Annotated in this window: 17 protein-coding genes; 5 read left to right on the forward strand and 12 right to left on the reverse strand. The window is 41.3% G+C overall.

What is annotated here, in order from left to right; translation table 11 throughout:
* Window positions 1–160: 160 nt before the first annotated feature.
* The 9 genes from CYG50_RS14010 to apt form a co-directional block, all read right to left on the reverse strand.
* The gene (locus tag CYG50_RS14010) at window positions 161–1,474 is read right to left on the reverse strand and encodes an inosine/guanosine kinase (RefSeq protein WP_102139442.1); all 1,314 of its coding nucleotides are present in this window, start codon (window positions 1,472–1,474) and stop codon (window positions 161–163) included.
* Window positions 1,475–1,580: 106 nt separating this feature from the next.
* Window positions 1,581–2,702, reverse strand: a complete 1,122-nt coding sequence (wzz(fepE), locus tag CYG50_RS14015) for an LPS O-antigen length regulator Wzz(fepE) (RefSeq protein ID WP_181490076.1) — start codon at window positions 2,700–2,702, stop codon at window positions 1,581–1,583.
* A gap of 123 nt (window positions 2,703–2,825) precedes the next feature.
* The gene (gene hemH / locus CYG50_RS14020) at window positions 2,826–3,791 is read right to left on the reverse strand and encodes a ferrochelatase (protein WP_102139392.1); all 966 of its coding nucleotides are present in this window, start codon (window positions 3,789–3,791) and stop codon (window positions 2,826–2,828) included.
* Window positions 3,792–3,972: 181 nt separating this feature from the next.
* A complete protein-coding gene (adk, locus tag CYG50_RS14025; RefSeq protein ID WP_102139393.1) occupies window positions 3,973–4,617 on the reverse strand; it encodes an adenylate kinase in 645 nt (214 codons plus the stop codon).
* Between the two features lie 192 nt (window positions 4,618–4,809).
* Window positions 4,810–6,678: a molecular chaperone HtpG gene (gene htpG, locus CYG50_RS14030; RefSeq protein ID WP_168222888.1), complete on the reverse strand. Its 1,869-nt coding sequence runs from the start codon at window positions 6,676–6,678 to the stop codon at window positions 4,810–4,812.
* Window positions 6,679–7,171: 493 nt separating this feature from the next.
* Entirely contained in the window at window positions 7,172–7,771 is a 600-nt protein-coding gene (recR, locus tag CYG50_RS14035) for a recombination mediator RecR (RefSeq protein ID WP_102139395.1), read from the reverse strand.
* Window positions 7,771–8,100 carry a YbaB/EbfC family nucleoid-associated protein gene (locus tag CYG50_RS14040; RefSeq protein WP_004260403.1) on the reverse strand — a complete coding sequence of 110 codons (330 nt, stop codon included), beginning with the start codon at window positions 8,098–8,100 and terminating at the stop codon, window positions 7,771–7,773. The genes recR and CYG50_RS14040 overlap by 1 nt, the downstream gene beginning before the upstream one ends.
* Before the next feature lie 48 nt (window positions 8,101–8,148).
* Window positions 8,149–10,092, reverse strand: coding sequence for a DNA polymerase III subunit gamma/tau (dnaX, locus tag CYG50_RS14045; protein ID WP_102139396.1), 1,944 nt, complete (start codon window positions 10,090–10,092; stop codon window positions 8,149–8,151).
* A gap of 112 nt (window positions 10,093–10,204) precedes the next feature.
* A complete protein-coding gene (apt, locus tag CYG50_RS14050; RefSeq protein WP_102139444.1) occupies window positions 10,205–10,756 on the reverse strand; it encodes an adenine phosphoribosyltransferase in 552 nt (183 codons plus the stop codon).
* Window positions 10,757–10,898: 142 nt separating this feature from the next.
* On the opposite strand from apt, the gene priC reads away from it, so the two are divergent.
* A complete protein-coding gene (gene priC / locus CYG50_RS14055; RefSeq protein WP_102139397.1) occupies window positions 10,899–11,447 on the forward strand; it encodes a primosomal replication protein PriC in 549 nt (182 codons plus the stop codon).
* Between the two features lie 18 nt (window positions 11,448–11,465).
* The gene (locus CYG50_RS14060) at window positions 11,466–11,642 is read left to right on the forward strand and encodes a DUF2496 domain-containing protein (protein ID WP_102139398.1); all 177 of its coding nucleotides are present in this window, start codon (window positions 11,466–11,468) and stop codon (window positions 11,640–11,642) included.
* On the opposite strand, the gene mscK is transcribed toward CYG50_RS14060, so the two are convergent.
* The 3 genes from mscK to acrR all read right to left on the reverse strand — a co-directional run bounded on the left by mscK (window position 11,643) and on the right by acrR (window position 16,146).
* A complete protein-coding gene (mscK, locus tag CYG50_RS14065) occupies window positions 11,643–15,023 on the reverse strand; it encodes a mechanosensitive channel MscK (protein ID WP_102139399.1) in 3,381 nt (1,126 codons plus the stop codon). It lies immediately after the preceding gene.
* 107 nt (window positions 15,024–15,130) lie between these two features.
* Entirely contained in the window at window positions 15,131–15,484 is a 354-nt protein-coding gene (locus CYG50_RS14070; protein ID WP_102139400.1) for a DsrE/DsrF/TusD sulfur relay family protein, read from the reverse strand.
* Between the two features lie 11 nt (window positions 15,485–15,495).
* A complete protein-coding gene (gene acrR / locus CYG50_RS14075; RefSeq protein WP_102139401.1) occupies window positions 15,496–16,146 on the reverse strand; it encodes a multidrug efflux transporter transcriptional repressor AcrR in 651 nt (216 codons plus the stop codon).
* Between the two features lie 134 nt (window positions 16,147–16,280).
* Between acrR and CYG50_RS14080 the strand changes: the two genes are divergently transcribed.
* The 3 genes from CYG50_RS14080 (at window position 16,281) to CYG50_RS14090 (ending at window position 21,904) form a co-directional block, all read left to right on the forward strand.
* A complete protein-coding gene (locus CYG50_RS14080) occupies window positions 16,281–17,468 on the forward strand; it encodes an efflux RND transporter periplasmic adaptor subunit (RefSeq protein WP_102139402.1) in 1,188 nt (395 codons plus the stop codon).
* A 15-nt stretch (window positions 17,469–17,483) separates the two neighbouring features.
* The gene (locus CYG50_RS14085; protein WP_102139403.1) at window positions 17,484–20,642 is read left to right on the forward strand and encodes an efflux RND transporter permease subunit; all 3,159 of its coding nucleotides are present in this window, start codon (window positions 17,484–17,486) and stop codon (window positions 20,640–20,642) included.
* A gap of 326 nt (window positions 20,643–20,968) precedes the next feature.
* On the forward strand, window positions 20,969–21,904 hold the full coding sequence (locus CYG50_RS14090; protein ID WP_102139404.1) for a two-partner secretion domain-containing protein: 936 nt from the start codon (window positions 20,969–20,971) through the stop codon (window positions 21,902–21,904).
* Window positions 21,905–22,135: the final 231 nt, after the last annotated feature.

The following is a 22,135-nucleotide window of genomic DNA, read 5'->3' on the forward strand; positions in this document are numbered from 1 at the left end:
TATAGATGCATAATTTGAATGTAAATAATTACTTCAATTAATAAAATTTAGTGACAACAATTCATCAAAATAATTGTTCAAAAATAAAGGCACCTCAATAACAATTATATTGAAGTGCCTTAAAATCGATATCATTAATTAAAATGAGAATTATTTCGCTTTAACGTTCCCAATAAGATTCTTCTAAGCTATCTTCTTTTTCAGGTAAGCCACGAGTCAAGCGAGGCGAATGCTGAGTTAATACTTGATAACTTACACGATTAGCATATTTACACACTTGGGCTAAAGATGAATAAGTTAAGTATTGGCGCTCATGTTTACTGGAATTAGGCACATTAGAGCGATGGTAAGAATTGGCAGTAATATCGTGAAGTAATGCAGATAAAGCCCCGTCTCCCGCCCCATTCGTGTTCATGATTTTCTCAGGCCCGCCCATGTAAGGCTCAATATGCGAGAAAATTCGTAATGGAACTTGGCAATCTTGCTGACGCATTGCTCGGCTAAACTCGTATAAGTTAAATTCTGCAATCGCCCCCGGCAATAGTGGGTGCTGCGTCGTACGTTTATAAGCGTCTTCCGTATAGCCAGCCATATACAAGCCTGACGGGCCCGCTGTGCATAAAACTAAATCGACCCAGTCTAATGCCATATTAGAGGCAAGTAATGGGTCACTCAGCCCTGTCAGCTCCTGTGCTTCATCTTCATTCATTGCAACTACTGAAATATGTTCCGCTAAGAAATCACGCCAGAACTGAGGGTCTTGAGCGATGACAAATTTAGTTCCAAGCGTCAACACAACGGGAACATTATGCTTTTTCGCATACGCAATAGCCTGCATAGTCGCATCCGGCATAGTTTCTCCGGGTTTGCAGCGGACTAAATAAGCCGTTAAAACCAGCGCGGAAGCCCCCGCAATGATATCTTCGGGAATGCTATTTGGGTGCAAGCGGTTCATATGGCCTGGACTGATAGCAAAAGTTCGCTCGCCATTTTCAGTAACTAAGGTAAAACAACGCCCAATAGGGCCATCCACACCTTGTAGAAAATTTAAATCCATACGGCTTGAGGTGTGGCATAAATAGCGATAGGCATAGCTACCAATTTGGATGTTATTACACATTGTGCCCAATAACACAGATCTGTCATCGGCTAATACTGAATAATTGTGCAGTGTATTGCCAATTGTCCCACCCGCAAACTCATGAGTAATCAATGCATTATCTGTAAGTTCTTTATATAAAGCTTCAGCGGCATCATCTTCAATAACCAATGAATGTCCCTTACTCAACTGGTAGCGCTGAATGAAATCGTCATCCACTTTCGCTTCAATATCGACTAGTGTTTGATCGATACCAACGATATAGGACTTACAATTCTCATCATCCGCCAATGTTTCTTTTAAAGGCTGTAATAAAGGATCTCTGAGGCTAACAGGAAAATAGTGTTTTGACTTGCGTTGACCGGGGAATTTCATAATTAGAAGATTAACAATGGAACATCGCCCTATTCTAGCACGATAAAGTAAAGCCAGCACCTGCAAAGAAGGCACTGGCTCCATTGTTTGTCATTTGGAAGTTATTTTACTGATTTTGATATTTATAATCGCGGTAAAGTTCCCGACTTAACACAAATGCACAACTCAAAATTAAACCAAGTATTGCGCTTAATGCAACAATTAACGATGATTTTGGTGAATCTTTATGCAACGGTAAGTCTGGCGTTAAAATAAATTTAACTGGCGTAAAATTTAATTCTTTACTGGTTAACTCTTGTAAATCATCAATATAAATTTTACGGTTTTGTAGGTTTTCGCTCATCAATGCCAAATCACGATTTTGGGTTTCGATCAGTAATTTTTTCTCTAAAGCTTCAGTTCCTAACGCAATAGGGTAATCAGGGTCATCATTGATAGCAACAGAATCGCTGGCTATCGGCTTTTCAATTCCAGCCGCTTTTGCAATATCAACAGCTCGTTTAAGCCTTTCAACCTTAACATCGTATTCCGTTTGAATTTTGCTGACTTCGCGTTTTAGTGACTCACTGGCATAAATAAGTTTCTCTGAAATCATATTGTCGATTTCAACTTTTAACTGTTGCCTTACTTTCGATGCACTATAGCGAATATAACCTTCAAGTAAGTCCTGGGCTTCCGTTGGCAAAGGGGCAGTAAAGCTCAAAACAATATCACTTGAAGTACTGTTTTTCTCTTTTGAGAGATCTTGAATTTTAATATCATTAGAAATGATTGAGTTTACTAACCTTTGCTGAGCGATAACATCATCTTTTGGGTCAATTTTCTCTGCAAGATTATGATAATACTCAGTACTTCTTATATAACTCTCTTGATTAACTTTCGAACGATATTGGTCAATAAATGCAGTAAAAACACGTTGAGCACTGAGATCAATAGGAATATCTAAGACATCCAATTGCGCTTTAAATGCATTGACTTCTTTAAGCTCTTCAGATGCAGGAGGAATAACAATAGCAGTACTGCTCCATTTTTGAGGTAATAACTTAACAACACCAACACTTACCCCAATACAAACAATCGTAAATATAAGAATCAAAAATTTATGTTTTAACAAAATGGAAAACAAGGCCATCAAATCAATTTCATCGTTTTGCTGTATATGAAATTGATGAGCAGAAGACGACTTCTGCTCTATATTACCTTGTGGTGGCTGCTGCTTATTGCTCATATTAATTCCAAAAGACATAACATTCATTCAATCATTTATAATTTCAGATAAGTGATTATAGTCTATAATCAGCTTATTGATATATCGATAAGCAAACTTTTCTGCATTAATTTACTGAATTACTTATTTCAGTACATCTTGAATTATTGAATTAATCATATGAATACTATTTGGATTATCATTTAACGCCGGTATGTAATTATATTTATTGCCGCCACTACTCATAAAAAACTCTTTATTTTGCTCGCTAATTTCTTCTAATGTTTCTAAGCAATCAACTGAAAACCCTGGGCAAATGACCTGAACTGACTTTACTCCTTGTGCGGGTAATTCATGCATCGTTTTATCCATATAAGGCATCAACCAAGGCTCACGTCCAAAACGTGACTGGTAGGTAAGCATGACTTTGTCACTTGGATAATTCAGCGCCTCACGGAGTGCCTCCGCCGTTTTTTCGCATTCTTGCTGGTAAATATCTCCGGTATCACAATAACGCTGCGGAATACCATGGAAAGACAATATAAGCCTATCTGGCTCACCATGCAGAGCAAAGCTTTCTTCTATCGAGCTGACTAGCGCTTGAATATAAGCGGGATGTGTCGCATAGCTCCGAATAAATTGCACACTTGGAATGGTACGTCTGCTTGCAAATGCTCTCGTTAATGCATCATACACCGCTGCAGTTGTCGTACAGGAGTACTGTGGATACAGTGGAAGTACCACTAAATCGGTCACGCCTTGGTCTAGCAAGCTATCCACCGCACTTTTAATTGAAGGTGAACCATAACTCATACCTATCTCTACGGCAGTATTCGGCAATAATTCAGCGAGTTTTTGCTTTTGACGTAAAGAATAAACCAGTAATGGCGAGCCACCTTCTAACCAAATAGATTGGTATAATTTCGCTACCTTAGAAGAACGAAGCGGTAAAATCGCCCCATGCAAAATGGGTTTCCAAATCAAGCGGGGTACATCAATAACGCGTTTATCACTAAGAAATTCGGCTAAATAGCGTTTCACTGCTGAGGTCGTTGGGGCATCAGGGGTTCCTAGGTTAGCTAACAAAATGCCGTATTTTTTTTCTGACATGAAACAACTCCTAATTGATAATTATTCCCAACTTTAGCACAGTTAATTAACGATTTTTGTCACCAAGTGGTATAAAAAACAAAGGCAGCGATCATCGCTGCCTCCATATAATACCTTATACTTAAAATAATTCGAATTGCAGTGACTATTACTGCAATACACATCATGATAAGTACAAATATTAACCTAAAATTTTCGCCAGTTCTTCACTAACTTCTGCTACTTTACGCGTACCGTCTAATTTGAAGTACTTGGTATTCCCTTGTTTAGCTTCATTTTGGTAATACGCAATTAAAGGTGCAGTTAATGCATGGTATTCAACCAGACGCTTACGTACGGTGTCTTCTTGGTCATCTTTACGGATGGTTAGTTCTTCACCTGTTACATCGTCTTTGCCTTCAACCTTTGGTGGGTTAAAGTTGATATGATAAACACGGCCTGATGGTGCATGCACACGACGACCAATGATGCGCTCAACAATGATTTCATCAGGTACATCAAATTCCAGCACGTTATCAACAGTGATGCCAGCTTCTTTCATGGCGTCCGCTTGAGGGATAGTACGGGGGAACCCATCCAACAAGAAGCCATTGCGGCAGTCATCTTGTTTGATGCGCTCTTTAACTAATGCGATAACTAATTCATCAGTAACTAATTTACCGTTATCCATCAGCTCTTTAGCTTGTAAACCAAGTTCGCTCCCTGATTTAACAGCGGCACGTAACATGTCACCGGTTGAAATTTGAGGGATCCCAAACTTTTCCATAATAAATTGAGCTTGAGTGCCCTTACCAGCGCCTGGAGCGCCAAGCAGAATGATACGCATTGCGTAAACCCCTTGCTATTTAGATTTTTATAATTTGAAAAGAAAACAAGCTACCATACCATTAGCATGCCGCTTTACTCAAGAACACACGTAAACGATTTCGCATTTATCTTTTTTCGCAAAAGAAAAAAACCACGCTAAAGCACAAGCAAAAGCGTGGTTTATGCTCAATAACGAAAATACTAGATTAAATTACTTTAGAAGTAATTCATTGATTTTTCGTATAAATAGGTTTGGATCTTCCAATGTACCACGTTCTGCTAATAATGCTTGATCCAACAGGACATCAACCCAATCAGCAAACACGGACTCATCAGTGACTTCAGCTGCTTTTTTAACCAAAGGATGCGTTGGGTTCAATTCGAAGTTATATTTCACTTCTGGCGCGGCTTGTCCTGCTGCTGCAAACAGTTTCGCCATCTGTGTACTCATTTCATCTACATCTGTCGTGACAATTGCAGGTGTATCCGTTAAGCGATGCGTGAGTTTAACCTCTTTAACACGCTCACCTAGGAATGACTTAACGCGCTCAATAAAAGGCTCTAATTGCTTATCAGCTTCCTCTTGTTCCGCTTTGTTTTCATCCGCTAGCTTATCTAATGACTCATCGGCTTTACTTACGGATTGGAACTGTTTACCGTCGAATTCCGATAAGTAATTCATCATCCATTCATCAATACGGTCAGATAACAGCAAGACTTCTATGCCTTTTTTACGGAATAACTCAAGATGCGGGCTGCCTTTTGCCGCTGCATAGCTGTCTGCCGTGATGTAGTAAATTTTATCTTGGCCCTCAACCATACGGCTTACATAATCGTCTAAAGAGACGTTCTGTACACTGCTATCAGTATGAGTCGTTGCAAAACGCAGGAGTTTAGCAATAGTTTCACCATTTGCCATATCTTCCGCAGGGCCTTCTTTCATCACTAAACCGAATTGTTGCCAGAAGGTTTGGTATTTTTCTGCATCTGATTTAGCCAGTTTTTCCAGCATTTGCAGAACGCGCTTGGTTAATGCACTGCGCAAACTACGAGTTAATGCGCTGTCTTGCAGTATTTCCCGCGAAACGTTCAACGGTAAATCATTGGAGTCCAACACCCCACGAATAAAACGCAGGTAATTCGGCATGAACTGTTCTGCGTCATCCATAATAAATACGCGTTGAACATAGAGTTTCAAGCCGTGTTGTTGGTCACGATTCCATAAATCAAATGGCGCTTTAGAAGGTACATACAGCAGGCTGGTATACTCTTGCTTACCTTCTACACGGTTATGTGACCATATTAGTGGGTCTGCGTAGTCATGGGAAATATGTTTATAGAACTCGGTATATTCTTCGTCTGAAATTTCAGACTTACTACGCGTCCATAATGCTTTCGCTTGGTTAATTTTTTCCCAAGTGATCGTACCGTCTTCTTCATTTTTTTCTTCGATTTCAACTGGTAAAGCAATATGGTCAGAATATTTGCTAATCACTGAACGCAAGCGCCAGTTATCCAAATATTCTTTTTCGTCATCGCGCAAATGCAAGGTAATTTCGGTGCCGCGTTCGGCTTTTTCAATATCAGCGATGGTGTATTCACCTTCACCAGCAGATTCCCAGAACACACCTTCATTTGCAGGAGCACCTGCCGCACGGCTACGTACCGTTACTTTGTCAACCACGATAAATGCAGAATAGAAGCCCACACCAAATTGACCAATCATTTGGCTATCTTTGACTTGGTCACTACCTAATGATTCTAAGAATGCTTTTGTGCCGGACTTCGCGATAGTTCCGAGGTTTTCAATCACCTCTTCACGGCTCATACCGATACCGTTATCGCTGATGGTCAATGTACCTTGGTCTTTGTCAGCACTAATGCGCACGCGCAGCTCACCATCGTTTTCATACAGTTCGGGTTTAGATAATGCACGAAAACGCAGTTTATCCGCCGCATCTGATGCGTTGGAGATCAATTCGCGTAAGAAAATCTCTTTATTTGAATAAAGAGAGTGGATCATTAATTGGAGGAGTTGTTTAACTTCTGATTGGAAACCACGCGTTTCCTGTCCTTTCATACTCATTAATCGCCTCTATTTCATCAATCTAATTGGATAGGTTTGACTTATCGATGCAGATTAGTTGGGGGCGAAAAACAGAAATTCAAGCGAAAAGAACAAAAAATTTAAACCATCAGAACCAAAAGCTAATGATTAGAAAGAAAATAATCACATCCGTCATCATTCTAAAGGAAGTTGATGAAAGGGATCGTTTTAATCACCCCCAAACATATCCTCTAAATAATTTGTGCTGTAGCTAGGCGTCAAATGCGTTAATCCCTAGGAGCATACCAGTATATGACCTGAGTCACCGAGTGCAGCCCCCTACGGCTTAAATTAGTAACTGAATTCTATAGGGTAATTTTAGAAAAACGAAATCAATACTATCCTCTAAATAGTTCAAGTTGTAGGTAGGCGGCAAATGAGGAGATCTCGGGGAGCATACATCAGTATGTGACCCGAGTCGCCGAGTGCAGCCAACACCCCTACAGCTTGAAATATGACGAGGATATTACAACCGAGAGCGGCCGGAGAGCGAATGCGATAACGTCGTACTATCGACAAGCTCCAGTTCTCCGCCAACAGGCACCCCGTGTGCAATTCGGCTCGCCGCCACTCCATATTGGCCACACATTTGCCCAATATAATTTGCCGTCGCTTCCCCTTCTACCGTTGGGTTAGTTGCTAAAATCACCTCATTGACCGTCTCTGACGCCAAACGCTCTTCGAGCCTATCAAGACCGATATCCATAGGGCCAATGCCATCAAGTGGTGATAAATGCCCCATAAGTACAAAATAGCGGCCGGAAAATTGCCCGGTTTGTTCGATTGCATAGATATCTGCGGGGCTTTCAACCACACAAATTAAGCCATTCTGTTGGCGGCGTGGGTTATCACAAATATTACAAACATCTTGTTCTGTAAATGTTCTGCAATCACGACAGTGGCCTATTTCAGACATGGCTCGAGTGAGTGATTGTGCTAAACGCATTCCACCACTACGGTCACGCTGTAAAAGATGAAAAGCCATTCGCTGCGCTGACTTGGGGCCAACCCCCGGAAGACAGCGCAGCGCTTCCATCAACGATTCAAGAAGCGGACTTGTTTGCATTAGAATGGCATCTTAAAGCCTGGTGGTAATTGCATACCACTGGAAACACTCGCCATTTTTTCTTTCTGAGTTTCTTCGATACGACGTGCAGCATCATTGAATGCCGCGGCAATCAAATCTTCTAACATTTCTTTGTCGTCTTCAAGCAAGCTAGGGTCGATTTCAACACGACGGCAGTTGTGTGAACCATTAATGGTCACTTTAACTAAGCCAGCTCCAGACTCACCTGTAGCTTCGAGTTGAGCGATTTCTTCCTGAACTTTTTGCATTTTATCTTGCATTTGCTGGGCCTGTTTCATCAGGTTACCCAATCCACCTTTACCAAACATAGTTATCTCTCACAACTGAGGCTACAGCTTAACAATGAGACTGTAGCGTTAAACGGGGCGAATACTCTCTTCATCTAATTGCGCATCAAACATTGAGCGCAGTTTTTGAATCGTTTTATCCGCAATAATAGACTGGCGCGCTTGTGCCAGTTTTTCTTCATAAATCGCCTGTCGCCATTCTAGCGGGGTTTTCACCTCGCTATTATCATCATGAACGATTTTCAGTTCAACAGTACGACCATATAGTTCGCTCAGAGCTTCTTCCAACGCTTTGTGTGCCGATGGTTTATCGAGATGCTTCTGAGCCGAGCGCAAATGTAAAACAATTTGCGACTCGCTTAACTCTTCTATATATGAATTCAAAGCTAATTGTTCAACCAGTTTGGGAATATTTAATTTTGCAATTTTCCCTGACCAACTGTCACGAACTCGCCCTTCCTCAATAATTTTAACGGCTAACTCAGGCGTTTTTTCATATTCTAACGCCTCTTTGATCCCGCTTGGCGTTGTCACTGCCTCTTTTGGCGCCATCGCCTCTTCATTTTGAGGCTTCCATTGGTATTGCTTTGGTTTTTGTGGTTTTGCCGCCTGAGACGCTTTATTAACCACATTTTGTTGATGTTTGCTGGTCACGGCGGCCAGCCTTTCCAGTGCTGATGCCGCCGGCTTAGCCCTTTCAGGCGTCACCGGTTTAGCCTTTTTTGGGCTAGGATCCTCACTTTGTGGAGATTGTAACGCCTGCCTAGCCTTCAATAACTGTAACGTTGGGCTATTGTCTGGCAGATTTTCTGCTCGCGCTTGTGTCGGAGGCACCCTTTGCGTCATATTTGATGCCGCAGACGGTGCAGATTGAACAGCGGCTTGTGGAATAACTTTTGGCGGTGCTTCAATTTCAGCAATCACATTTTTAGGATGAAAAGCTAATGCACGTAATAGTGCCATTTCAACCCCCATACGCCGCTCAGGGGCATAGGGAAGTTCTTTCCTTCCGACTAATAACGTTTGGTAAAACAGTTGAAGGTCTGCAGGGGAAATGACCCTTGCGACCTGCCGTAGCCGCCCTTCTGTCGATGACGGGTCTGTTTCTTGTTCAGCAGGAAGCAGTTGGATCATAGCGATACGGTGTAATTGCGACAAAATTTCCACCAGCAAGTTCTCCCAATCCGCTCCGCGACTGGCAGCTTGCTCCACCTGCTCCATTACCGCCATGCTATCGGCACGTACTAGTGCTTCAATAATGGCTAATGGCTGCTCGTCATCAAGGGTTCCTAGCATTTGGCTGACAATATCAGCCGTGACTTTCCCTTGCCCCATCGCAATGGCTTGGTCAGTTAAGCTTAATGCATCACGTAAACTACCATCAGCCGCTCTTGCTATCAGCTGGCGAGCACGTTGGTCATGCTCAATATTTTCTGCATTTAGGATGAGTTCAAGTTGCTCACTGATTTGCGTGACATCTAACGCTTTTAGATGGAATTGCAAACAGCGAGACAAAATGGTCACGGGGAGTTTTTGCGGGTCCGTCGTCGCCAATAAAAACTTCACATGTTCAGGCGGTTCTTCAAGGGTTTTTAACAACGCATTGAAACTATGACGAGACAGCATATGTACTTCGTCAATTAAATAAACTTTGAAACGCCCACGTGCTGGTGCGTATTGGACGTTGTCTAATAATTCACGAGTGTCTTCGACTTTAGTACGGGAAGCCGCATCAATTTCAATTAAATCGACAAATCGCCCTTGTTCTATTTCAAGGCAATTAGCGCATTGTCCACAAGGCGAGGCGGTGATCCCTGTTTCACAATTAAGACCTTTAGCAAATAGGCGCGCAATTGTCGTTTTCCCTACACCACGTGTACCTGAGAAAAGATAGGCGTGATGAAGCCGCTGATGCGTTAGCCCATTAGCGAGTGCAGTCAAAACGTGCTGTTGGCCAACAACGTCTGAAAATTTTTGGGGGCGCCACTTACGGGCAAGTACCTGATAGCTCATGGATTCCACTGTCATTTAACATGGTACGTGAATATATATAATCATAGTACCATGCTACCACAGCCTCAACCTATACAGCGAGGCTGTGATAAAAATAGAGGGAAAATAAAGATTAGTGGCCTGGGAACTCAACAAGGCTATAAGAAGAAACACCTTCTTTTTGTAGACGTTCAACGCCGCCAAGATCAGGTAAACAGATGATAAATGCCGCATCAACAACATTAGCACCAAGCTGTTTGATCATTCTTACCGTTGCTTCCACGGTACCACCGGTCGCGAGTAAGTCATCAACAACTAAGACGTTATCTTCAGGGCTGATGCTATCTTTATGGATCTCAAGCGTATCGGTGCCATACTCAAGGTCGTAAGTCATACTCAATACTTCACGTGGTAATTTCCCTTTTTTACGCACAGGGACAAAACCTACGCCTAAACGTAATGCAACTGGCGCGCCAAATAGGAAACCACGCGCTTCAGTTCCTACAATTTTAGTGACGCCTTTATTTTGATAATGTTCCACTAACATATCAATCGTTGCTTGGTATGCAGCAGGGTTATTTAATAAAGTCGTAATGTCACGAAAGATCACGCCTTCGATTGGATAATTTTGAATCGATGCGATACTTTCTTTAATCAATTGCAGTTGTTGCTCTTTAGCGGTCATAATAAAAGCCATGTAGTAAACACGAAAGTGTAGAATCTATGTAAAGTACCATAAAAATGCAATAAGAAGCCGTCAATTTGGCATCAGTTTTGTTGCTGAATATCAATATTCCGCTATTTTTGACACTTAATGAGAACAAAAAATGAAAATTCCCGCTCTTTTGGACGCGTTAAAAAAGCAAATTGATGAATTGAAAACACGAGTGGAACCCATAAAGGATCTTGAGTTTTCACATTCACGCTTCGATATGCAATTGTTTAGTCGCAAATCAACCCGTTTGGGTGATTGCCAAAACGAATTACAGACCTTATACCAGCAATTGTGCCATAGCGTAACGTTAAACCACAGCGAGCAGGTCAATTTTCTGACTGAGAAAATTGTCCATCAAATGCAAGCAATTTCACGAGAGATCTCTACACAAACTTTACGTGAAAAAGAGTCTAGTTTCACTAAAAAAAGGGAACAGGTTGATTTATATGAACGTTTATCACAACACCAAGACTATGAACGACGCTTGCAGGCCATGGTGAGTGAAAAAGAACTTCATTTAAGTGAGCTAACCGACCACCGTTTGCAGCACCAATGCCAAAAAGAACTCGCTGTACTCGCAGGCCGTTTGTACCGATGCCGCCAAGCACTTTTGCGCATTGAAAAAGCCATTGAACATCAAGAAAATCAATACTTTGATTAAATATTAGAAGGGAACGCTATGAATTCGCTCAAAGATGCCCCACAAGAAGTACAACTTGCCGTTGATTTGATTTATTTACTCGAAAATTCAGATATTGAAGCCGATATTGTATTAAAAGCTCTTGATATTGTTAAAAATGATTATGTTTCCAAACAGATGCAGGCGGCACAAGCCACCCGCACAGATGAAATCTAATTAACTTGGTAGGTTGTCATCACTGTCTTTTGGTGTACGTTTCACTTCTTGCACTTCATCCCCTTTGCTATTATGCAAATGAACTTCTAACTGGTTGAATGCAATATCAATATCATTTTCTCGACATAATTTATCTATCGCACGGTTCACTTCATCGCTGGTCACACCACGGTCACCTATCTGCCGCACATAAAAACGCAATTCATGATCTAGCGTGCTCGCGCCAAAACTGGTGAAATAAACATTGGGAGCAGGTTCCGTCATTACCTTGCTGTTACTGGTTGCGGCAGATAGTAAAACGCGTTTTACTTTATCAAGATCAGAACCATACGCTACCCCGATCGCAATCGTAATACGTGTAACGGTGTCTGATAGCGACCAGTTGATCAACCGCTCAGTCACAAATGCTTTATTGGGTATGATCACTTCTTTACGATCAAAATCGACGATCGTTGTTGCACGAATGCGAATTTTACTGACTGTTCCTGAATAGGTCCCAATAGTGACCGTATCGCCAATGCGGATCGGCCGCTCAAACAATAAAATGATCCCTGAAACAAAGTTAGCAAAAATTTCTTGTAAACCAAACCCTAACCCGACCGTTAAGGCTGCCGCCAACCATTGCAGCTTGTTCCACGTGACACCAATCATCCCTAATGAGGCGATCGCCCCAATTCCCACAATAATATAAGTCAATATTGTCGTGATGGCATAAGTGGAACCTTGACGAAGTTTTAACCGCGACAAGACCAAAACCTCCAGTAACCCGGGGAGATTTCGCGTCATCACCCAAGCAACAATAATGATCACCAGAGCCAAAATTAAATTCGCTAACGTGACGAATTGTAAGATATTTCCTCCATCTGCCGATGTGGCGGTATAGCTCCACAAATTCACGCTATCTAAGAAAGAGAAAATAGTGATGAAATCAGACCAAATTGCGTAAAACGCCAATGCAAAGATAATAAACAACACCATCGTGGTAAGGCGTAACGATTGCTGGCTAATCAGCTCAATGGTCATTGGGGGTTCTTTAATAGGTTCGTTCTCAACCTCTTCTTGCTTCAACATCGCACGCCGCTCAATAGCACGCTGATACGCCAATTTACGGGCAACCAATGTTAACCCCCTCAAACACGCGCTATAAGTGATATACCACAGCAATAACAGGTATAAACTGTCTATCCAACGGTTTGCTAAGCGTAAAGTGGTGTAGTAGTAGCCTGCCATCATTAAGCCCACTAAAATTAATGGCGAAAATGTCAGCAATGTCACGACAATACTACGCGTTAAGTGACTACCCTTCTCTTGCCAAACTTGTTTGCAAAAAGGAACAGTAAAGATACATAACAGGATAAGAGAAACCAGCACGATCAACTGACCTATCACGTCCTCAGACACTTTCAGTGGGTTAGTAACCCCATAAGTGGAGAAGAAAATGAGTGGTACCAACGGAATCGATAACCGGAGCATTTGGCGCCGCGTCTGGGATATTTTCTCTTTTTCGATACCAAAATGTTTTCGAGCAATACCTTGCGGTTTTAACACGCGAAAAGTCAGCTCAAATAATGCCCAAAATATCGCCAACTGTTGGCAAAATTGCCAGAAGAATGGCCCTTGTACATTTCCTGTTTTCAAGAACCAATAGCCAAATGCCAGTAAAAACAGTGAAATAGGTAAGGTTTGCATTAATGTCAGCAGTAGCGCAAAAGGTGTGCTTAACACACTATCGTTACGCAAACTGGAAAGCCGTTGGTCAATATCTTGCAATCGATTATTAATTTTACGGTTAAACCAAATAAACAACAGCGCGACCAATACAAGTGGAATAACAACTAACAGTGAATTACTCATTCCCCGTTTAATACTGCGATTCGATAAACTAAAATCAAAGCTATTAATTTGTGTTGCTGCGGCTTCAGGGAAACCTTTAACCCATTCCAAATCAATTGGTTTATTACTATTCACCCAAAATATTTGCTGGGCTAATGTGTTTTCAAGAGAACTCACCACACTCAATAATTGGTTTTGATCCAATTGCAAGTTGATAGCTTGCGAAATTTGCCCACCAAGCTGCTGGTTAAGTTCGTCTAATAACCCCCGACGTACTTCCAATAGTTTCAATAACGAGGATTTATCTTCAGCTGATAATAATGTGCTATTTGCTGGCTCATCCCCTGTTTTTATCTCAAATTGCTGTTCCAACTTCGTAATATAATCATTAGGTTGGTAAAGCTCATCACGCTGTTGGTTAATATCAAACTGTTCAAGCCGCAAATCGGCAATCGTTGTAGGTAAATTCTTAGTTAAAATGTCAGGAGGCAAATCAATTTGTTGTTGAAATAAAATTCGTGAAAGCAATAAGCTACCGCGTAATACATTAATTTGTTCTTTTAGATTTCGTTCTGACTGCGTCGCTCTTTCAAGCCATGTTTTCACTCGAATACCATTTTGCACCAGTTTATTACTACTTTCTGTCACTGCGATTAAACGGTCACTGAGCGCATTATTAATCGCAATTTCTTTTTGAATAATGGGATTCTGTTGCGCTTCAATATCGGTTTCAGAAGTACTCAATGCTTCACGCACTGTTGATTGGGAGTCATTTAGGCGACGATGGCTAATCGCGTTTTGTACTTGCTGAATATGATGTTCCAATTGCTCAATATAGGCGGCGGTATAATCACGCTGTTTTTGCAGCACATCTTGTAATTGAGTGTTAGCCTGTAGAATACGTTTTTGATATTCATTTTGTTGCTGCAATAAATACTGTTCAACTTGCAGCATGGTAATTTGAGTTGGTCTTAAATTCACAGATTCATTCAATGAACTATTTAGCTCATTACGAATTTCCTGTAAGCGCCTCGCATTTTCCAACATCATCGCTTGTGCCCTTTCAGGCTGCGTTTGTAAGCCAATTAATTGGCTACTATAGGTTGCAAGGTCATTTTGTTCTGTTTGCAGATTTTCTAAATAAGAGGCTTGTAATGCTTCTAATTGTGAAAGAGAACTATCTTGTATTTTTCGTAGGAAATTTTCGGTGCGCTGCTCATTTTCATTTTTTATTTGCAACAAACCTTGTGCTGCTTGTTTCGATTCTTCACTCGCGTTACTCAGTTTTTTTTGCAGTTCAGCCGTTCGCTGTTCGAGTTTATCCAGCTCGTTATAAAAATCTGAGGTTTTTTCCAGATCAGCGAGAGCAAGTTTATCTTCTTCACTGAGTGAACTTTTTTTATTCAATGCGCTGAGCGCACTTTTTATTTCATTCTTATCAGGTAAGTTATTTGATGTTAATGCCGTAATTGAACTGGAAAAAGATATGATGAAAAAAAACAGTGTTATCGATACTAACTGCCGCCACTTCCATTGTTGTTTCATCATAATGGCATTCCTTTATACAAATAATTATATTGTTTAATTAAGCAAAGTGCCGATAGTCGCCTACCCACACTTACTTTCACCTAATTAAACATATTTTACGTAATATATTAGAAAGTTAATACTTTATCTGCCGTTAATGTCCAGCTTGCAAGCTCAACTAACGTGCCTACTTCAACACCATCAGCAAGAGTTAACTCACTTACACCGCGGGCATCTGTACAAGTTTTACATAATTTCACGGGGACATTTTGTGCCGTTAAAATCTCTAACATTTGTTGAAGATTATAGCCTTCTTTCGGCTTTTGAGCAGCCAATCCTGCGCCCACAGCATCTGACATCAGAAAAATTTTTAAATCTAACTGCGGCTCTTGCTCTTTTAACGTTATCGCTAGTCGTAATGAGTTGAACAGTGTTTCACTGCCGTAAGGTGCCCCATTGGCAATAATCAAGATAGAGGTCATATGGACTCCACTTATTCAGTTTGAATTGGTTTTAACCGGATTGTCGTACTACACTTTAGTGTTTCTAATAGTGTATCAACCAATGTAATTGTATGTTGATTAATATTAAAATTTTCTGATTGGAGTAGCCAGTTTTCTAATAAACCAGACATTAATGAACGGATCATAATCGCGGCTGCTTCCACATCAAGGTCAGCAGGAAGTTGACCTGCATCAATACAGGCAGTCAAATTGTCAACTATTCGGCATTGACTCGCAACATAGTTAGCGCGTTTAAAATCAACTAACTCTGCCATTTCACCCACTAATTCACACTTCAAAAAGAAAATTTCCATCAAAGCGCGATTTTTAGGACTTTCAATAAAACCAGTCAAAATATAAACTAATAATTCTCTTAGTATTGAAAGTGGATCATTGGTATATTTAGAACGATAATATTCTTCAGCTTGTATTATTTGGTTATCACCAAATTCACAAGCTTGATAAAAGAGATCAACTTTGTTTTTGAAATGCCAATATATTGCACCTCGGGTAACCCCCGCTGCTTTTGCAATATCGGCTAATGATGTGGCAGAAACTCCTCGTTCAGAGAATGTTTTGATGGCAGCATCTAATATTTCCTGACGGGTTTCTTCAGCCTGTTGTTTAGTTTTTCGTGCCATTGTGACCCGTTTCTATCGAAAGCTGATTTACATACATTCGTGTATGTTTGTACTATAGCACAGTGATAAATCATATTGTTTACCATTTTTCTTATTTTTGTTTTGAACTCATATTGATTAATTGAGGTTAACTTATGCGAAAAAACAGAGGGGTGTTACCTCTGGCTCTGTTAGTTCTTTCAGGTGGCTTGGCTTTATCTGGTTGTAACGATGAACAACAAGGTGGCGGAGAACGCCCGGCGCCTGAAGTAGGAATTGTTACGCTTAAAGCCGAACCTCTGACTCTCAAAACCGAGTTACCAGGCCGTACATCCGCATTTCGTGTTGCCGAGGTTCGCCCTCAGGTTAGTGGCATCATTTTAAAGCGCAACTATAAAGAAGGTAGCGACGTAGAAGCAGGGACATCTTTATACCAAATTGACCCAGCACCATTCCAAGCAACCTATGACAGCGCAAAAGCGGAGCTAGCAAAAGCACAAGCAAATGCAAATCTGGCTGCCTTAACGGTGAAGCGTTATAAACCATTGTTAGGAACTAATTACATTAGTCGTCAGGAATACGACCAAGCGACCTCAACCTATGCACAAGCACTTGCTGCCGTCAAAGCGGCTGAAGCAGCGGTTGAAACTGCACGTATTAACCTGAATTATACCAAAGTCACTGCGCCGATTAGCGGCCGTACTGGCAAATCGAGTGTGACTGAGGGAGCTTTAGTATCATCAGGACAAGCCACTGAATTAATGCGTGTTCAGCAACTTGACCCTATCTATGTGGACGTAACACAGTCGAGTGACGATTTCTTACGTCTGAGAAATGAGATAGCGAAAGGTGCTGTACAGCAAGAGTCAGGGCAAGCGCCTGTCCGTTTGATCAATAATAACGGTCAAGAATACGCACAAAAAGGGGTTTTGGAATTCTCTGATGTCACTGTTGATGAAACAACAGGGTCTATCACGATGAGAGCCATGTTCCCTAATCCGAACAAAGAGTTACTTCCAGGTATGTTTGTTCGTGCTGTATTAGAAGATGGTGTTGTTGAAAATGCGATTCTAGTTCCGCAACAAGGATTGTCTCGTACGGCTCAAGGAACTTCTCAAGTCATGGTTGTTGGCGCTGAGAATAAAGTTGAAGTCAGACAAGTTAAAGCAGGACAAGCAGTTGGCAACAAATGGCTGGTAACTGAAGGTCTACAAGCAGGTGATCGTGTCATTGTCATCGGCTTACAAAAAATCAAACCAGGAATTGTTGTGAATCCTAAGGAAGCAAACTTAGAAACGCAATCCATAGACAATCAGGCAAAACCTGAAGAAAAGTCTAAATAAGGGAGCGGCTGATTAATGCCTAAGTTTTTTATAGAAAGACCAATTTTTGCGTGGGTAATTGCAATTATCACCATGCTTGCTGGTCTGTTGGCAATTATCCAGTTACCTGTTTCACAGTACCCGACCATCGCGCCACCGGCTGTTTCTATTTCAGCTAACTATCCGGGAGCGGATGCTGAGACGGTACAAAATACAGTAACGCAGGTTATCGAACAGAATATGAACGGTATCGATAACTTGGTATATATGTCATCGAGCAGTGATTCATCAGGTTCTGCTAGCATTACGCTGACATTTGAAGCAGGAACTGATGGTGATATCGCGCAAGTACAGGTGCAAAACAAATTGCAACTGGCGATGCCATTGTTGCCACAAGAAGTTCAGCAACAAGGTATTAGTGTCGATAAATCAACTAGTTCATTCTTAATGGTTGCGGGTTTCGTTTCTAGCGATGGCTCAATGGGGCAATACGATATTGCCGACTACGTAGGGTCAAACATTAAAGACCCACTTAGCCGAGTTAACGGTGTAGGTGAAACTCAACTGTTCGGTACCCAATATGCAATGCGTATTTGGTTAAAACCAGAGCAACTCGTTAAGTACAACATGACCACAACGGATGTCATTAATGCGATCAAGGTACAAAATAACCAAGTCGCAGCAGGGCAACTCGGTGGTTCACCGTCTATAGCAAACCAGCGTTTAAACGTTTCTATCATTGCGCAGACACGTTTGAATAGCCCTGAAGAATTTAGCAATATTTTATTACGTGTAAACCAAGATGGTTCACAAGTGCGTATTAAGGATGTTGCTGATGTCCAATTAGGTGCTGAAAACTATAGTACGATTGCCCGCTTTAATGGTAAGCCAGCAGCAGGTATCGGTATTAAACTGGCAACTGGTGCGAACGCGTTAGACACGTCTAATAACGTCCGTGCTGCACTTGAGGAAATGAAACCTTTCTTCCCTCAAGGGTTAGAGATTGTTTATCCATACGATACAACTCCATTCGTTAAAATTTCAATTAACGAAGTAGTTAAAACGTTAGTGGAAGCAATCATGCTGGTTGTTGTCGTTATGTATTTGTTCCTACAAAACATCCGTGCAACGCTGATACCAACAATTGCAGTACCTGTCGTATTGTTAGGTACCTTTGCTATCTTGTCGGCATTTGGTTATTCCATAAACACCTTGACCATGTTCGCGATGGTACTCGCCATCGGGCTTCTCGTCGATGACGCCATCGTCGTTGTTGAGAACGTTGAGCGTGTTATGCAAGAAGAAGGCTTGTCACCAAAAGAAGCGACCAAAAAATCAATGGGTCAAATCCAAGGTGCGTTAGTCGGTATTGCAATGGTTCTATCTGCGGTATTTATCCCAATGGCCTTCTTTGGAGGTTCTACCGGGGCAATTTATCGTCAGTTCTCTATTACCATTGTATCGTCCATGATCTTGTCAGTACTGGTTGCGATGATCTTAACACCAGCACTATGTGCCACCATGTTGAAGCCAATTGAAAAAGGCAGCCATGGTAGCCAAAAAGGGTTCTTTGGATGGTTTAACCGTACATTTGAAAAACAAGCACACCACTACACCGACAGTGTAAGCCGTATGCTTAACGGCACTGGCCGCTATTTAGTGATTTACCTGCTGTTAGTGGTTGGTATGGCGTTCATGTTTGTTCGCTTACCGTCTTCCTTCTTACCCGCGGAAGACCAAGGGGTATTCTTGTCTATGATCCAGTTACCACCAGGATCAACACAGGAACAAACCCAAGCGGTATTGGATGAAGTAAATAACTACTACCATACCGAAGAAGCCAAAAACGTTGAATCGGTCTTTACCGTAGGGGGCTTTAGCTTCGCAGGTCAAGGACAAAATATGGGTCTCGCTTTCGTCGTTCTGAAAAATTGGAGCGAACGTAAAGGTGATGAAAACCACGTTGATGCGATTGTACAGCGCGCGAATATCGCACTGTCACAAAAACAAGAGGCATTGATTTACGCCTTTAACCTACCCGCAATTGTTGAGTTAGGTACCGCAGACGGGTTTGACTTTGAGTTAGTCGATAAAGGTAACTTGGGGCATGATAAATTAATGCAAGCCCGTAATCAGTTACTTGGATTAGCTGCTCAGCACCCAGAAATGCTTCAAGGTGTTCGTCCAAATGGTCAGGATGATACCTCGCAATACCGTATTTATATTGACCAACAAAAAGCACAGGCTCAAGGTGTTGCTATTAGTGATATCAACGCAACATTGAGTTCTATGTTTGGTGGAAGCTACGTGAATGACTTTATCGACCGTGGTCGTGTGAAGAAAGTTTACGTACAAGGTGACGCAGAAAGCCGTATGTTACCTTCTGACATCAGTAACCTATATGTTCGTAATAACCAAGGTAAAATGGTTCCGTTCTCTGCCTTTATGGACGAATCCAAGGACCCTTGGAAGTATGGTTCACCGCGTTTAGAGCGTTATAACGGTGTCCCTGCGATGAACATTCAAGGCCAAGCAGCTCCTGGGAAAAGTACGGGTGATGCGATGCTGTTAATGGAAAAACTCACCACTGAAAACCTGCCTGAAGGAATTGGTTACGAGTGGACAGGTATGTCATATCAAGAACGCTTAGCAGGTAACCAAGCCCCTGCTCTGTACGCAATCTCCTTGATAGTGGTCTTCCTGTGTTTGGCGGCTCTCTATGAAAGCTGGTCAGTTCCATTCTCAGTTATGTTAGTCGTTCCATTAGGTATTATTGGTGCGTTACTGTTTACCAGTGTTCGTGGTCTAGACAACGACGTTTACTTTAAAGTGGGTCTCTTAACAACCATTGGGCTCTCGGCGAAAAACGCAATCTTGATTGTTGAATTCGCCAAAGACTTGATGGAGAAAGAAGGTAAAGGGTTAGTCGAAGCAACGCTGAATGCAGTTAAAATGCGTTTACGACCAATTCTGATGACATCTTTAGCATTTATGTTAGGTGTTATCCCACTGGTGTTTAGTAACGGTGCAGGTTCTGCATCCCAGAACTCAGTAGGTACTGGTGTTCTTGGGGGAATGTTTGCCGCAACCTCATTGGCTATCTTCTTCGTGCCTGTCTTCTTCGTGGTGATCCGTCGCCGCTTTACCAAGAAGTCAGAGGATATTGAACACAGCCATCCACCAACAGCACAATAATTGCTGATAGGTAAATTGAAAAGAGCCACATAAGTGGCTCTTTTTTTGTGTATTAATTCTAACTTGCTGCAGACCGCCTCCCCTTTCAAGCTAATCAGTATCTGTGCCTTCGCTCTCTTGATAACCCAAATAGAGGCGTCTGATAACCAAAATAGAAACGCCCCTTAGTGCGGCTAGAATGAAAATATCGTGTTTCATCTAGGACAATGAGGGTCTGCGTATCATATTTTATTAAACCCAGCTAATTTTTGATTAGTAAAATAATCAACTCGGTGCATTATACTTTTAATCATAAAAGGAATTTTTACAGCAAGGAGCTACTAAAAATGAAGAAAACCATATTATTCACTCTATTAACTTGTACCTTGTATCACAATGCATCATTGGCCGAATCCCCTGATATCTCTAAGGCAAAAGTCATCAATATAGAAGCCCCTCTAAAGAACAACATTTCATTTAATACATTTGAAAGTCTCTCATCTAATGACGATGGCTTAATTTTCAATAATGACATTAACAGTAATACTAAGCTTAATAATAAAGCAGCAAGGCTTATTTTTGCAGAAGTCACAGGAACTGAAGCAAGCCACTTGCAAGGAATATTAGGTATTAAAGGGCAACGCGCTAACCTTGTTATCGCGAATCCTAATGGTATTTCATGGAAAGACGGCACCGTTGATAATATTAATAGCCTATCCTTAATTGCCGGTAAGTTTGAAAAAAAATATGTGAAAAACAAAGATAAAGACAACCAACTAGAACTCCAAAAATTGGAGGACTATAACCAATTGAAGTTTTCAACTCAGCCAGCTAGCCAAATCAGTATTAGCCAGCAACAAGGAAACCCAATTCAACTATCAAAGCTAAATGTAGTTGCAGACCAAATAAAGCTGCAAAACTCCCTTAATATCCACTCTGCCATACAAAATTATATCAGCGCATCTGGCAATAGCACCCTTTCCCCTAGTGAAGGCGTTGTCAAATACAGTTCAAAATTCAAAACTGATATTCCATATATTCAAGGTAATCAGTTAGAGCTAAATGAACAGGCTAAATTGACAGGTCGTAATATTGTGCTTGAAAGCCACCAATATCAATGTAAAGACAATTTTCTTTGCCCTCAAAATAAAATAGATATTCAAGGGGTTATAAATACGATGAGTTTCTCTGTACGCGGGGATGCAGACATTACATTTTCAGATAAAGGCATAATAAAAATAGGGAAAAACCAGCAAGCTCTTATTGCTAAAACGGCGCACTAATTTCCATTTGGAGTGCAAAAAATAACGGCCTCAAAAAGAGGCCGTCAGACTGCTGACAAACATATTATGTTTGGCTGCAAGTCGAATAGGCTTTGAAAATAAATTAGGAAAATCAATTTGTTGATTTTCGGCTGATAACACAAAGCGGGAAAAACCACGCTTTTATCCCGCTTTGCCAACAACCTTACGGCCTCAAAAAGAGGCCATTAAGTTAAGATGAATTGATACTAA

It is taken from the genome of Providencia huaxiensis (assembly GCF_002843235.3).
GTDB classification, from domain to species: Bacteria; Pseudomonadota; Gammaproteobacteria; order Enterobacterales; family Enterobacteriaceae; genus Providencia; species Providencia huaxiensis.

Coding starts and splice junctions, on each gene's coding strand:
- CYG50_RS14010 (WP_102139442.1), bottom strand. CDS start 1,474: ATGAAATTCCCCGGTCAACGCAAGTCAAAACACTATTTTCCTGTTAGC.
- hemH (WP_102139392.1), bottom strand. CDS start 3,791: ATGTCAGAAAAAAAATACGGCATTTTGTTAGCTAACCTAGGAACCCCT.
- adk (WP_102139393.1), bottom strand. CDS start 4,617: ATGCGTATCATTCTGCTTGGCGCTCCAGGCGCTGGTAAGGGCACTCAA.
- htpG (WP_168222888.1), bottom strand. CDS start 6,678: ATGAAAGGACAGGAAACGCGTGGTTTCCAATCAGAAGTTAAACAACTC.
- recR (WP_102139395.1), bottom strand. CDS start 7,771: ATGCAAACAAGTCCGCTTCTTGAATCGTTGATGGAAGCGCTGCGCTGT.
- CYG50_RS14040 (WP_004260403.1), bottom strand. CDS start 8,100: ATGTTTGGTAAAGGTGGATTGGGTAACCTGATGAAACAGGCCCAGCAA.
- dnaX (WP_102139396.1), bottom strand. CDS start 10,092: ATGAGCTATCAGGTACTTGCCCGTAAGTGGCGCCCCCAAAAATTTTCA.
- apt (WP_102139444.1), bottom strand. CDS start 10,756: ATGACCGCTAAAGAGCAACAACTGCAATTGATTAAAGAAAGTATCGCA.
- priC (WP_102139397.1), top strand. CDS start 10,899: ATGAAAATTCCCGCTCTTTTGGACGCGTTAAAAAAGCAAATTGATGAA.
- CYG50_RS14060 (WP_102139398.1), top strand. CDS start 11,466: ATGAATTCGCTCAAAGATGCCCCACAAGAAGTACAACTTGCCGTTGAT.
- mscK (WP_102139399.1), bottom strand. CDS start 15,023: ATGATGAAACAACAATGGAAGTGGCGGCAGTTAGTATCGATAACACTG.
- CYG50_RS14070 (WP_102139400.1), bottom strand. CDS start 15,484: ATGACCTCTATCTTGATTATTGCCAATGGGGCACCTTACGGCAGTGAA.
- acrR (WP_102139401.1), bottom strand. CDS start 16,146: ATGGCACGAAAAACTAAACAACAGGCTGAAGAAACCCGTCAGGAAATA.
- CYG50_RS14080 (WP_102139402.1), top strand. CDS start 16,281: ATGCGAAAAAACAGAGGGGTGTTACCTCTGGCTCTGTTAGTTCTTTCA.
- CYG50_RS14085 (WP_102139403.1), top strand. CDS start 17,484: ATGCCTAAGTTTTTTATAGAAAGACCAATTTTTGCGTGGGTAATTGCA.
- CYG50_RS14090 (WP_102139404.1), top strand. CDS start 20,969: ATGAAGAAAACCATATTATTCACTCTATTAACTTGTACCTTGTATCAC.